This is a genomic window from Streptomyces sp. MI02-7b, assembly GCF_033793585.1.
Classification (GTDB): domain Bacteria; phylum Actinomycetota; class Actinomycetes; order Streptomycetales; family Streptomycetaceae; genus Actinacidiphila.
Genome location: NZ_JARAWX010000015.1, coordinates 12,824 through 26,180, shown reverse-complemented (window position 1 = coordinate 26,180; position 13,357 = coordinate 12,824). Strand labels below are relative to the sequence as shown.

At 70.2% G+C, this 13,357-nt stretch carries 13 protein-coding genes; 11 read left to right on the top strand and 2 right to left on the bottom strand.

The features are described 5' to 3' along the window. Window positions 1-295 precede the first annotated feature (295 nt). Complete coding sequence (locus PV364_RS23960) at window positions 296-2,767, top strand: phospholipase D-like domain-containing protein (RefSeq protein ID WP_319662306.1); 2,472 nt, start codon at window positions 296-298, stop codon at window positions 2,765-2,767. Between the two features lie 172 nt (window positions 2,768-2,939). Continuing rightward, entirely contained in the window at window positions 2,940-3,608 is a 669-nt protein-coding gene (locus tag PV364_RS23955) for a DUF2238 domain-containing protein (RefSeq protein ID WP_319662305.1), read from the top strand. 295 nt (window positions 3,609-3,903) lie between these two features. Here the strand turns inward: PV364_RS23955 and PV364_RS23950 are convergent, their stop codons facing one another. After that, a complete protein-coding gene (locus PV364_RS23950) occupies window positions 3,904-5,019 on the bottom strand; it encodes a hypothetical protein (RefSeq protein WP_319662304.1) in 1,116 nt (371 codons plus the stop codon). A gap of 302 nt (window positions 5,020-5,321) precedes the next feature. Here PV364_RS23950 and PV364_RS23945 point away from each other — a divergent pair, with 302 nt between their 5' ends. The 7 genes from PV364_RS23945 (at window position 5,322) to PV364_RS23915 (ending at window position 10,922) form a co-directional block, all read left to right on the top strand. Continuing rightward, window positions 5,322-6,188: an oxidoreductase gene (locus PV364_RS23945; protein ID WP_319662303.1), complete on the top strand. Its 867-nt coding sequence runs from the start codon at window positions 5,322-5,324 to the stop codon at window positions 6,186-6,188. A gap of 491 nt (window positions 6,189-6,679) precedes the next feature. After that, window positions 6,680-7,348 (top strand): hemerythrin domain-containing protein, encoded by a 669-nt coding sequence (locus PV364_RS23940; protein ID WP_319662302.1) that lies wholly within the window; start codon window positions 6,680-6,682, stop codon window positions 7,346-7,348. Between the two features lie 131 nt (window positions 7,349-7,479). Next, on the top strand, window positions 7,480-8,265 hold the full coding sequence (locus PV364_RS23935; protein ID WP_319662301.1) for a GNAT family N-acetyltransferase: 786 nt from the start codon (window positions 7,480-7,482) through the stop codon (window positions 8,263-8,265). A 116-nt stretch (window positions 8,266-8,381) separates the two neighbouring features. Continuing rightward, window positions 8,382-9,092 (top strand): class I SAM-dependent methyltransferase, encoded by a 711-nt coding sequence (locus PV364_RS23930; RefSeq protein WP_319662300.1) that lies wholly within the window; start codon window positions 8,382-8,384, stop codon window positions 9,090-9,092. 142 nt (window positions 9,093-9,234) lie between these two features. After that, on the top strand, window positions 9,235-9,681 hold the full coding sequence (locus PV364_RS23925) for a hypothetical protein (RefSeq protein WP_319662299.1): 447 nt from the start codon (window positions 9,235-9,237) through the stop codon (window positions 9,679-9,681). 34 nt (window positions 9,682-9,715) lie between these two features. Further along, window positions 9,716-10,279, top strand: coding sequence for a hypothetical protein (locus PV364_RS23920; protein ID WP_319662298.1), 564 nt, complete (start codon window positions 9,716-9,718; stop codon window positions 10,277-10,279). A gap of 187 nt (window positions 10,280-10,466) precedes the next feature. Beyond that, a complete protein-coding gene (locus PV364_RS23915; RefSeq protein WP_319662297.1) occupies window positions 10,467-10,922 on the top strand; it encodes a peptidoglycan-binding domain-containing protein in 456 nt (151 codons plus the stop codon). Between the two features lie 402 nt (window positions 10,923-11,324). Here the strand turns inward: PV364_RS23915 and PV364_RS23910 are convergent, their stop codons facing one another. Then, window positions 11,325-11,930 (bottom strand): PadR family transcriptional regulator, encoded by a 606-nt coding sequence (locus PV364_RS23910; protein ID WP_319662296.1) that lies wholly within the window; start codon window positions 11,928-11,930, stop codon window positions 11,325-11,327. 64 nt (window positions 11,931-11,994) lie between these two features. On the opposite strand from PV364_RS23910, the gene PV364_RS23905 reads away from it, so the two are divergent. Both PV364_RS23905 and PV364_RS23900 read left to right on the top strand, forming a co-directional pair. Continuing rightward, window positions 11,995-12,513: an NAD(P)/FAD-dependent oxidoreductase gene (locus PV364_RS23905; protein ID WP_319662295.1), complete on the top strand. Its 519-nt coding sequence runs from the start codon at window positions 11,995-11,997 to the stop codon at window positions 12,511-12,513. After that, a complete protein-coding gene (locus tag PV364_RS23900) occupies window positions 12,510-13,208 on the top strand; it encodes an FAD-dependent oxidoreductase (protein WP_319662294.1) in 699 nt (232 codons plus the stop codon). The genes PV364_RS23905 and PV364_RS23900 overlap by 4 nt, the downstream gene beginning before the upstream one ends. Window positions 13,209-13,357 lie beyond the last annotated feature (149 nt).

Genomic DNA, 13,357 nt, shown 5'->3' with positions numbered 1-13,357 from the left:
TCCGTGAGGAGATCGGACCTTTGGCCGGCTCGCTCGGGCGAGGCCCTACCGGGCTCCGTCGACACCCACCATCAGCCGGGCAGCCGCCCGCGACGTCAAGGGACGGGGGACCGGCCCGCGGGTCCGGTGCATGCGCAAGTCCGGCGACGGACCGCAGGGCGCGGCCGAGGCGCGGGCGGGCCGCGTCGTCGCGCCCCCGGCGGCGGAGATCATGAGTGGCCGGGAACCGCTGTGACCGGGCAAGTGGCGCGTTAGAGTTCGCCGTTCCGTCACTTCGGCAACACCTGGATGTCACATGCTCAGACGCGTACGCGGCGCCGCGACCGCGCTGCTTCCCGCCGTGCTGGGGCTTTCCCTGTTCACTCCGGCTCCGGCATCCGCCGAGGTCGTCACGGCGGGGAACCTCACCGCGTACTTCAACTACCCCACGCCCAACGGGGCGTACGACACCACCATCTCCGACGGCGCCGCCGGCCTCATTGACCTCGCCGACTCGGGCACCATCCGGATGGGGATGTTCTGGCTCAACTCCGCGACCATCCAGGACAAGCTGATCGCCGCACAGGCGCGTGGCATCACCGTGAAGGTCGTCGTGGAGGGCAGTGTCTCCGGGGCCCTGAGCAACTTCGCCTCCCGGCTCACCGGGAACAGCACACTGACGGTGTGCGACCACAGCTGCCTCGGCAACGGCCCAGGGAACGAGTCGGCGATCGATCACGACAAGTACATGGTGCTGGACTCGCTGTCCGACGGCCGCAAGAACGTCGTCTGGCAGACCTCGCAGAACATGGCCGGCGGACAGGACGGCGAGGTCAACAACGCGATCGTGGTGTCCGACGACGCCACCTTGGCCGACCGCTACCGCGCGCACCAGGCCGACCAGATCAAGCACGCCGGCGACTCGCTCCACACCAAGTACACCTACGCGACCGGGAATCCCGCCGCGTCCGTGGAGGCGTTCTTCTTTCCCCGCGACACCGCGTCCGACGCCGCGCACTACGGGAACTCCGACATCCTGGCCTCCTTCATCGACCAGGTGGACTGCAGCCGCGAGGGACGCATCCGGATCTCCTCCGCCGAGCTCGACCAGCGTGCCACCCGCCCGGCGATCTACGCGTCCCTGGAACGCAAGAAGGCCGACGGCTGCGCGATCGACACGAACAGCCGTGACTTCAGCGACGGCGGGGACAACCGCGGCATCAACGAGCTCACCGGGCTCGACATCCCCGCGTACGGGGCGCGGCCCGGCGGCTGCCGGTACAAGCCCGCCGCCGGGGCGTCGTGCAACCGCGGAACCGTCCACTCCAAGTACCTGCTGACCGAGTGGAAGACGGCGGACGGCACGCAGGTCCAGCACGTGTACACCGGCTCGCACAACTGGACCCAGGGCTCCCTGGCCCGCAACGACGAGACGCTGCTGCGCATCGACGACCCGGCGATCTACCAGGCGTACGTCGCCAACTTCACCAGTGTGCGGGCCGGTCTCGTCGACATCGACACCGCCAAGTACGGCCGTACCGCCCAGCACTACTCGCGGGTCAACGTGACCGCCGACGGCGACCAGCACTACAGCGCCGTCGCCTCGGGTGGCACCTCCGGCACCACCTACACCGCCGTGGTGTACGAGAGCGGCGACCGGCACGACGCCTCGGACCCCGAACTGGGCACCGACGTGTACATCCGTATGTACAAGGACGGCGTGCCGCTGTGGGACGAGAAGAAGCTCAGCAACAGCGGGACGGCGGGCAACGCCACGTGGTCGCACCAGAAGCCCGACGTGGGCGTGGACGACAACGGCAACACGGTCGTGGTGTGGACGGTCGACGACGACGGCAACAAGTACGGCGACATCGCCGTCCGCAAGGTGACGCCGGCCGGTACGGTGACCACCCTGCCCCGCCCGCACGCCTCCGGTGACGGGGACCAGCTCCGTCCGACGGTCGCGGTGTCCGGCGACGGCAGTTATGCCGTGGCCTGGGAGAGCAGCGCCGACGGCGCGACGCTCAACCAGGTATTCGCCGGCAGCTGGGACGCCGCGGGCACTCAGCGCTACCGCGACGTGCAGGTCAGCACGATCAACGCCGGAGCGGCAGGCTCCAACCGGCGGCCCGATGTGGCGATCGACGCGTCGGGCAACGCCGCGATCGTCTGGGAGGAGGACGCCGACGGCAACGGCGGGCTCAACATCGGCCTCGCCGAACTCACCCCGACCGGGACGTTCGAGCTGACCCGCCGGGTGGCCAACACCCTCACCGACGGCCAGCAGACCAAGCCCGCCGTGGCGCTGACCGCCGACGGACGACCGGTCGCCGCGTGGACCGACGAGTACACCACCGGGACCGGCACGCCGGTCCGTCCGCAGCGCGTGTACCACCGGATCTGGTCCGCCACGGGCACGGCGCTCGCCGCCGAGCAGCGCACCACCCCCGACGGCACCGCCAGTGGCCCCTACGTCGACGCCGACCGGCCCATCGGCGCGCAGGCCGACGCCGATGTGGCCGCGGCCGACGACGGCACCTTCGTGGTGGCGTGGAAGGAGACGTTCGTCGACGGCTTCGACGACGTGTGGGCGCGCGGCTTCAACGCGGACGGCACGACCACCGGCCGGCTCGCCGCCACCCGTATGAACGTGGTCACCGGAGGAGGCCAGGGCGGCCCGGCCGTGGCGGTCGCGCCCAGTGGCCGGCTCGCCCTGACGTACTCCGACGACTACGACCAGAACCTGCACAACGAGCTGCGGCTGCGCGACGCGTTCCGCAACGCGTAGCCCGTACTGCGTGGCCCTGCCCCGCCGCCTGCGCCGTGCCGCCGGGCGTCCCCGCCGAGGGGCGCCCGGCGCGCGACGGGGCAGTCGCGCCCTGTCCGGAGCGCGCGTCGGCTTGATGCGGTTGAGTAGCCGTACTCATGCGCTCCCGTACCGGTACTGCGACGCTGGGCGCATGACAGACGTCACCGCCCCCGTCCGGCGCGCCCGACCGGTCCTGCCGGTCGCCGCCTTCACGTTCGCGCTCGCCGTACTGGTGGTCTCCGGAATTCATCCTCGTGAACGCGGCACCTGGGTACTGGAAACCTTCTGGATCATGATCGGACTGCCGCTGGTGGTCGCCACGCGGCGCCGGTTCCCGCTGACCGGACTGCTGTGCGTCCTGCTGGCCCTGCACGCCCTGGTCCTGTCCGTGGGCGGTCACTACACCTACGCCCAGGTGCCGTTGGGGGACTGGCTGCGCGACAGTCTGGGCCTGTCGCGCAACCCGTACGACCGGATCGGGCACCTGATGCAGGGTTTCGTGCCGGCCGTGCTGGTCCGCGAGATCCTCGCCCGAACCTCCCCGCTGCGCGGCAGCCGGTGGCTCGCGCCGCTCACCGTGTGCGCCTGTCTGGCGTTCAGCGCGTTCTTCGAACTACTGGAATGGTGGGCCTCGCTGATCGGCGGCGACGCCGCGGACTCGTTCCTCGCCACCCAGGGGGACGTCTGGGACACCCAGTGGGACATGTTCTGTGCCCTCGTCGGCGCTGTCCTGTCGCTGCTGCTGCTCAGCAGGGTGCACGACCGTCAGTTGGACGCTCTCGCGCCGCGCGAGGCCAGGGCACCGGTTGCTGAAGCGTGAACGGCGGTGGAGTAAGCGGCACGCCGTCCCCCACGTTTCGTGATCCGTCACGCCGGGTCGCCCGGCCCGAGATCGTGGGCCGACGCCGTCGCCGTGCCCCGGGCCCTGCGGAACAGGCCGGTCTCCGTGCGGAGTCGCACTCGGCCCGCGGGCCTGGGGGCGCGCCGGCGGCGGTCGACGGCCACTCCACTCTCCCGCCCTCCGGCCCAGCAGCGAGCGTCGCCGACCGCCGGGTCGGTGGGGTCGGGGAAGGTGACGGGCCCCACCGCATCCCGACCTCCGGGGATTGCCGCCGTCAGGCCGTTTCGGCGTAGCGCTCTCCCGCGTACGCCCGGATGACCGGGACCACCGCATCCGGGCCTCCGGGCAGGCGGTCCAGCCGGACCAGGGCGTAGGCCTGGTGGCCGTCGAGCAGGTAGCTGTGCGGGAGGTCCAGAGCGGTGCCGGGCAGCGGCCACACCACGAGCCAGGGCCGCGTGTCCTTGCTGCCCGGGTACAGGGGGCCGACCGACACGGCCGCGATCTGTGCCCAGCGGAAGTACTGCTCGTCCTCCGTGACTTGGCGCATGCCGATACCGGAGGGACCGATCCGCAGGCGCAACGGCCGGAGCCATCGGAAGAGGGACCGGCCCGCGAGGGGCAAGCAGGCAACGGCGCCGAACAGCGCACAGATCGCGACGAGGGACCCGAGACCCGAGGTGAGGCTGCTGATCAACTGCCAGAAGGAGTAGGCGAGGACCACGGCCGCCGCGGCCCACACCAGCGTCCAGGTGCCGGCCTGACGCGCGTCGACGAAGACCTGTTCGCCGCCCGGCACGCTCCGCTCCGGTCCCGACACGGTCACCGGGATCGGCGGGCGCACCGAGCGCGGCGCCGTCTCGAAGCGGGCGCCCGCGTACTCGGCGAGTGCGGTGGTCAGTTCGGCGACGCTCTGGTCCAGGTCCCTGCAGTGCACGAGGGTGTAGCGGGTCCGGTCGTCGCCCCAGCTGATGTCGGCCTTGCGGGGGAGCGTCACCCCCGGCGCGGTCCACAGGGCCAGCCGAACCTTCGGCGGCGCGATGTGCTCGTCGACGTTCTCGCCGGCGTTGGAGACGTGCCAGAGGGAGACGGCGTCGATCTGCTCCCAGGCGAGCTCGGCGTCGTGCAGCGTGATGCCGAACCCGTCGATCCGCAGCCGGAAGGGCCGCTTCGCCTTCCGCAGGTCGTGCAACCCTCGCAGGGCCGCGACCACGGACATGAACAGGACGAACAACGCGGCCATCCAACTGTCGCCGGCGTCGTTGCCCGATGTCACCCGGCCGTTCGGCGCGATGGCGGCCAGCCACACCAAGGCGCCTGCCATCAGGATCGTCCCCACGACGAAGAACTGTCGGCCGCGCCGTCTCAGCGTCCGCTCAACTGTGAATTCCATTGCCCGTCCCCTCGCTTGCCATCCCGCCCGGCACCCATGGTGCGGCCCGGCACGCCCCGTTTCCGGCTCCGCCGACCCGGTGGTTGCCCAACCGTGACGTCCGCGAGACAACACCGCCCAGCCGTCGCTCCGGCGGCCCCGGCCGTTCACCCCGGCGCCGCCGCCAGGTGGTGTGACCTGCGGTGCCGGCGTCATGGCACGGGGCTCTCGAATGCCGGAGTCGGGGGTCACAGGCAGAGCCTGCACCTGCGACAGGTAGTCGATGTTGGACGGCGCTGGGCGCCGCGACAACGATTGACGCGGTGAACACCCCTTCGAAAGGCATGGGAATGACGAACGACACGCACGGCCGCGTCTGGCTGATCACGGGCTGCTCGACCGGATTCGGCCGGGAGATCGCGCTGGCGGCGCTGGCCGCCGGCGACCGGGTCATGGCCACCGCGCGCCGTCCGGAAGCGCTCGCCGACCTCGAGCAGGCCGGCGGCGACCGGGTCGGATCGGTGGCGCTCGACGTGACGGATCCGGCATCTGTCCAGGCCGCGGTGAAGGCGACACAGGCCGTCTTCGGCCGCATCGACGTCCTGGTGAACAACGCCGGGTTCACCATGCTCGGCGCCGTCGAGGAAACCTCGATGGACCAGTTGCGATCGCTGATGGAGGTCAACTTCTTCGGTATGGCGGAGGTCACCAAGGCGGTGGTCCCCATGATGCGCGAGCAGGGCAGCGGGACGATCGTGCAGATGAGCTCCCAGGGTGGCCGGATGACCCACCCGGGGCTGGGCGGCTACGACGCGTCGAAGCACGCGGTTGAGGCCCTCAGCGAGTCGTTGTCGAGTGAGCTGGCGCCTCTGGGCATTCGGGTACTGATCGTGGAACCCGGCATGTTCCGCACCAAGATCACCAAGAATATGGTCCTGGCTCCCGAGAACCCGGCATACGCGGCGACTTCGGGTGGCCTCCGCCAGATGGTCGCCGGAGTGGAGGGCAATGAACCGGGTGACCCCGCGAAGGCCGCGGCGGCCATTCTCGAGGTGCTCGACGCCGAGCACCCGCCCCTCCGTCTCGTACTCGGCGGTGATGCGGTGGACGCCATGCGCGAGCACCACCAGGCCCTGCTGTCCGACATGGTCACCTGGGACGCACTGAGCCGCTCGACAGACTTTTCGTGACCAGGCGCGGGCACTGACCGCAGCGGGCCGCGTTGTCCCTCACGCGGAACAGCTCGCGGGATGCAGCCCGCTGCATCGGCGGAGATGTACTACGCGGTCGCGGAAGCGGCCGTGATCGGAGTCGCCGAGGCCCCATGGAAGGAAGGCCACGGCCGTCGTGGTGGGGAGGACCGGCGTGCCCGCGGCCTTCTCCACCTTCCGTCCGCACTTTTTTCGCCCCTCGCGCGGCCGGGCGGCAGGTGCCTGAGCGGTGGAGGGGCGGAGAGGCGATGGTGCGCACCGAGCCCGCCCCCCCCATCCCAGAAGCGTGCAGGCATCGCGCGCAATCGCGCCCTGTCGTGCGGCTCGGAGGAGGTCCGCACCCCGTCCCGATCTCCTCGACGCCGAGCGCTGTCATCCCCTGAAGTCCGGCATCCGGTTGCGGTCGACCTGGGCGTGTCCCCCGGCGCCATGCAGGCCGACCGGACGACGCCGACACCCGAAGGAAGACAATGACCAACCCCCACGGCCGTGCCGACATCCGCGACATGCTCGTCGTCCATGAGGCCTTCCGCAGGGCCTACGGCAAGATGCCCGGCCTCGTCCTGGCCGTGTCCCCTGGCGACACTGCCAGGGCGGCCGACGTGGCAGACCACATCGAGTTGATCAAGGAGTTCTTGCATCTGCATCACAAGGGCGAGGACGAACTGCTGTGGCCGAAGCTCATGGCGCGGGCGACGCAGGACGTGGCCCCGAAACTGGCGCTCATGGAAGAGCAACACACTCGGATCGACGCACTGATCGCCACATGCTCCGCCGGCCTTGCGCGGTGGAGAAGGAATGCCGCCGCATCCGACCGCGACCAGCTCGCCGCGGCGCTGCGGGCGCTCGGTGAGGCACTGACAGCGCACCTTGCCGTCGAGGAGGCGGAGGTGCTGCCCATGGTCGACCGGTACGTCACCGCGGCCGAGTGGCACGAGCTGGGAGACCACGCCATCAACGGCCTTCCCAAGAAGAAGCTGCCCATCGTGTTCGGCATGCTGGCTTCTCTTGCCGAACCTGCGGTCGTCACGCTGATGCTGGCCGGCGCTCCCCTCGTGCCGCGCATCATCATGCCCCTGCTGGGACCGCGGGCCTTCGCGTCGCACGCCAGGAAGATCTATGGGGCCGGCGGTTTCTGAATCGCGGGTAGGCGTGGCCGAGAAAGTGACCACGTGAGCGCGTGCACGACGTCGACGATGCGGGACAGCACCCAGGTCTCGGATATCGGACAGCTCGGCACTTTACGGAGCCCGCCCCTTATCATCATAAAATGACGCAAATGGATCGTGATTTCGCGGCGGATGCCGCGACAACGGCTTTCCACGGCACCATGTCCCAGTTGGCGGCGCACATACCGGGAGCGTATGCGAGGCAGGCGCCCGACGGTACGCGATCGGTTTTCACGACTCTTCCCGTCGCCACACTCAATGCCGTGTATGTCGACTATGAGCGGGATGTGGGTGTTGCGGAGGCTTTCGCCAAGGAACTGTCGGCAGAGGGATTGCCGTGGTCCGTCCGGTTCCGTGGGGAGGTCGACGAGGAACTGATGGAACTCGCCCGCGGTTTCGGTGACGTGTCGACCGCCGCGCTTCCCCTGCTTCTGTGGGATGCCGAAGTGGCCACACTTCCCGACGTCGTCCCGGAGGGCACCGCGGTCCGCACGGTGTCGGGGGAGGAGAGCGAGCTCATGGCGGGTGTGCTGGTCGCCGCGTTCGGGATGCCACGGGACATCGCCGGCGCGCTCTCCCTGCCGGCGCTGCTGGACGCCCCCAATGCGACCGGGTTCGTACTCGACCGGCAAGGTGAGGCCGTGGCCACCGGACTCAATGTGCTCGTAGGTGACCACGTGGGGTTGTTCAATGGAGCGGTCTCGCCCGAGCACCGGCGCAATGGCTACTACCGTGCCCTCGTCGCGGCACGCCTGCGGCACGCCGTCGCATCGGGAGCCCGCCACGCCTTCACCCAGACCTCGCCCATGTCCCGTCCCTTGTACGAATCGCTGGGCTTTCGTCCCGCGGAGACCTGGACGTACCTGATCCCCGCGCAGGGCGCGTAGCCGCCGTCGCCCTGCCCCAGTCGTACGAGGCGGCCCTACGCCGATTCGAGGAAGTCGTGCCGCCGCGGGGCTGCGGCCACGTCGGCGCGCCGGCTCAACGGCTCTATCCTGGCGGGGTGTTCTCACCCGAGGGACCTTCGTTGCGTGACCTGGCCGTGCAGGCACTGTCGTCCGTCGAGCGTGGCTACGACCTGCTCGCCCCGAGGTTCGACCACACGCCGTTCCGTACCTCGGACCGCATCCTCGACGCGACGGCCGCGGCGCTGCGCCCGTACGGGCCTTTCGGTGACGGGTTGGACGTGTGTTGCGGAACGGGAGCGGGTCTGCGCGTTCTGCAGCCGCTGTGCGGGGGCCGGGTCGCGGGCGTGGACTTCAGCGCCGGCATGCTCGCGCAGGCGCGCCGTGCTCACCCGGACGCGGAGTGGATACGTGCCGACGCGCGCACCGCGGTCTTCGGCGCGGAGTTCGACCTGGCCGTCAGCTTCGGTGCCTTCGGGCATTTCCTGGCCTCCGAGCGGCCGGCCCTGTTCGCCGGGGTGCACCAGGCTCTTCGGCCCGGCGGGCTGTTTGCCTTCCCGGTCTTCGCACCGCCCCGGATCGCCTCCCGCGGCTACTGGGTGCCCGCCGGGTTCGACGCGGCGATGCGGGTCCGGAACGCGGTCTGGCGGCCGCGATTCGTCATGTACTACCGCACATTCCCGCTTCGCGCGGTGCGCGCCGAACTGTCCGCGGCCGGTTTCGCCGTGCGGACCGCCGCGGTGCCCGAGTTCGGACGCCGCCCGGACGGCGCCCCTCATTGTCGTCTGGTCCTGGCCCGCAAGGCGTGACGACCGGCCCCGGATCGAGGTGGACGGGGCGGGACTGCGCCGATGCCCCTGACGCTGGCGCGGGCGGAACCGTTTCGCCGGGTGCTGTGTCCTCCTTCACAAGTGGTTCCACGCCGGGGTGCCGGCTGGGAGGGGGAGGGCCATGGGGAAGATCCGCGAGGGGGCACGGTGGGGGACATGGGCTGTCGGCGGCGTCATCGGCCTGGCGGTGCTGTACCTCATAGGGGTGTTCGCGTTCGGTGGCGCGGCGTGGGTCACCGCTCCGTTCCGGGGGGCGGAGGAGCAGCGGGACAACACCGTCGGTTCGGGTGAGTTCCGTCAGACGACGTACGAGGAGTTCTTCGATCTGTGCGCGGCGGTGCAGGACGCCGAGGGGACGATCCAGGTGCTCCAGGAGGAACGCAAGACCGCTTCTGAGACCCGCGCGACGCAGATCGACCAGTCGATCACCGCGCTGAGGGCCACCCGGATCGAGTCGGTGAACACCTACAACTCCAAGGCCGCCCAGGAGCACCGGGCACCGTTCCGCGACAAGGATCTGCCGTACCGGCTGGATGTCGCCGCAAAGCGCACGACGTGCGCCAACTGATCCGCGTCTCGTCCCGGGAAGAGGGCAGCACCGCATGAAGAAGTCCGCACGCATCATTCTGGCCGCACTCGTCGCGCTCGTCGTGGGTCTGGCGCTGACGTCCTGCACCGAGTCCAGCCAGGACAAGGAGAACCAGGCCAAGCAGGACAACTATGACCACCTGGTGGCCGAGCAACCGGCGGGCCGGATGGAGTACTCGCCGACCCGTGAGGCGATCAACCAGTGGATCAAGACGTGGGGGAAGCGGGGGAAGCTTTCCTATGTCTACATTCAGAACGCCAAGGGCGAGTACGGGTACTTCATCATGAAGGGCCTGCCGGTGCCGCGGTGCAAGATGCTCACTCCGACGGAGAGGGTGGAGTCCCGCTCCGACGGCGTCGCGGTCCTCGCGCAGCCGGGAATGGACGGCACGTACACGTCGGGTTCCACGTGCAATGCCTACTACGGCTTCGACGCGACGACGGGCGCGTACATGGAGTTCACGGTCGGCACGAACCAGTCGTTCTTCCTGTTCGACAAGCCGATGACGATGCCGGAGTACGCCAGCGCCAAGCAGTTGGGGCCGTCCTCGGTGAAGGACGTCGCCCAGCAGTCCTGAGCGGCCGGGGGACGGGCCGGCGCCGCCGGAGGTGTCCCGCCCGGTCGCGCAGTGACGCTGTGGGACCGTTGGCCTCGAAACCTGCCGCTCGGGCATCAAGTCACGCCAAATGCAGGTGAGGTGGTGCCCTGGGCTTCGGTTCGCGTAATAGCGTGCCGCGTCGATCGCTTGAGCGTGCACCCCTTGTGTGGAGTCTGATGACCTCGACCAGACTGGGCCGATACGATTCGCCTTACCTGCGGCGGCGTTGGTGCTGGCCGCCGGCGGTGTCGTCGCTGTCGGCCCTACGACCGCTGCCGCGGTCTCGGTGCCGATCTGCACCAGTAATGTGGAAGCCACGGGCGTGAGCGGGCTGTGGCTCGAAGTGCCCGGCACGTCGTCCGGAAGCTCGAAGTGTTTTCTCGAGCAGGGCGACAACAGCGAAGCGGTCCGCGCGCTGCAGTACTCGATGAATCGCTGCTACGGAAAGAGCCTGTCGCTCGACGGGGAATTCGGCCCGGCGACCAGGACCGCGCTGCTGTCGGTCCAGGAGACCATCGGCGCCGCGCAGGACGGCGGATACGGCACCGAGACGCGCGGCAAGATGCTGCACGCGGGTACCGTCAACGGCCGCCAGAAGTGGTCGCACGACGGCTGGAGCTGATCGACGGCGCCCGGGTCGAAACGTCACGACCCGGCGGCGCGAGGGTGTGAGGGGCGTGCCGGGCCGGTTCGGTGCCGGCGCCCCCTCACGGCCGGCGCACCACCCGGACGGGCCCCTGCGGAAACGCCACGGTCATGCCGTCCACGCCGGCCCGTACTGCGTCGGCGATGAGTCCGACCGCTTCAGGTGGCGGGGCTATCGCCCCTGACGCCAACCGCTCTGCGGCGCGCCGAAGGCCCTCACTCCCACGGGGAGCGGGGGCCTTCTGCCTTTCCCGCGCGCCTGGTGGTGTGGAATCGCCGATCAGGTGGAGCCGGTACCCTCCTGCGCGGTGACGGCCTGCCGCGGCTGCGGCCGCCGCGCACGGGTGTGCCGGTCCGCCGGTGACGGCCGGCAGGCCGGTCATCCGTCTTCGCCCGCGTGTGCGAGCAGTTCCTCGGGTGACCAGGCCAGGCGCCCGTCGGCGAAATCGGCCAGCACGCCCCGGACCCAGGCCAGTTCGGCCGCCGTCATCGCCCGCATGTATCCGAGCTCCAGCGTCGCGATGCGTGGCAGCCCGCTGTCCGCCTCCCGGGCGAGGTCCGCGTCGTGCTGGGCGAGGGCGGCCTCCAGCGCCTCGGCGCGGCGGCCGAGCGCGTCCCGCAGCGCCTCCGGCGTGAGCATCATGAGCAGCGACAGGGCGGCGGGGAACTCGGGGAACTCCTGCTTCGGCGTGGAGAGCATCTCGTCGAGCCAGCGGTGTGCTGTCCGGCTGCCCGCGTCGGTGACCTCGTAGACGGTGCGCTCGGGGTACTGGGCGTCCCGGCCGGTCTCGCGGACGGCGATCAGTCCGGCGGTGAGCAGGCGGTCCATGGTCCGGTAGAGCCCGGCCCGCTGGCCGACGTTGACGACCTGGTCCTTGCCCCATTCCTTCAGCAGGCGCTGGACGCCGTAGGGGTGCAGCGGCTTGTAGTGCAGCAGGGCCAGGACGGTCAGGGCCAAGGGGGAGCTGCGGGGCGCGGTACTCATGACCCGATGCTACCCACCGTCGAACTAGTTGACGCGCAACTAGTTACAGTGAGACTATTCCGCCATGACGAACTCGACTGGCACGACGAACGGCAAGGTTCGCTCCGCACTGGTCATCGGCGGCGGCATCGCCGGTCCGGTCACCGCGATGGCGCTGCAGCGGGCGGGCATCGAGGCGACGGTCTTCGAGGCGTACGACGGCCCGGCCGACGAGGTCGGCGGCGGCATGGGACTGGCGCCGAACGGATTCCAGGCGTTCGACGCGATCGGCGTGGGTGATGCGATCCGCGCGGTCAGCACCGAGATGAACGGCATCGTGCTGCAGAGCTGGAACGGCAAGAGGCTGGCCGAGTTCGGCACGCTGCCCGGTATCGATCCGACACGCTTCGTGATCCGCGCGGAGCTGTTTCGCACCTTGCGTGAGGCGGCCGGGGAGCGGGGCGTGACCACCGTCTACGGCAGGCGCATCGTCGACGCGAGCGAGGACGCCGACGGTGTCACCGCACACTTCGAGAACGGCAGCACGGCGACCGCGGACGTGCTGATCGGCGCGGACGGGTTGCGTTCCACGGTGCGCGGGTGATCGAGCCGACGGCGGGCGTGCCGCAGTTCGCGGGCACGGCCGGGTTCGGCGCGATGGTCGCCGACGCCGGTGTCTCGCCCACCGACGGCATGATGCACATGGCCTTCGGCAAGCGGTGCTTCTTCGCCTGGCAGGTTTTCGCCGACGGCACGGGCCTGTGGTTCATCAACCTGCCGGTGACGCGGCCGCTCTCGGTCAACGAGCAGCGCGAGCGCGGCGGCGCGTACTGGCTGGCACACCTGGCGAAGGTCTGCGAGGGCGATGCCACGCCCGCCGAGGCGATGCTGGCGGCCACCGACCCCAAGGCGATGCTCTTCGCCGGCAGCACCGAGAGCATGCCGCGCTCGGTGCGCTGGAGCCGCGGCCGGATGGTCCTGACGGGGGACGCGGCCCATGCGCCCTCCTCCAGCTCCGGCCAGGGCGCCTCACTCGCCGCGGAGAGCGCCGTCGAACTCGCCCGCTGCCTGCGCGACCTGCCATTGCCTCAGGCGCTGACCCGCTACGAGGATCTGCGCAGGCCCCGGGTGGAGCGGATCATCAAGGAGACCGCCCGTACCAACGCCCGCAAGGCGGCGGGCCCGGTCGCGCGGGTCATCCGCGACGCGCTGCTGCCGGCGATGTTCAAGCTGATGAAGCCCGAGAAGAACGCCTGGCAGTTCCGGTACCCGATCGAATTCGACGCCCCGGTGGCGTGACAGCCGGACACAGGATCGATCCGCCCGCCGAGCGCGGTCCACGACGTACCTGCCAGGCACGACGTGGCCGCCGCCGGCGGCGACCTGCCCGTGACCGCCCGGCGCTGCTCGTCCTTCGCCTCGTGGAGGCCGACGTCGGCGGTTTCACC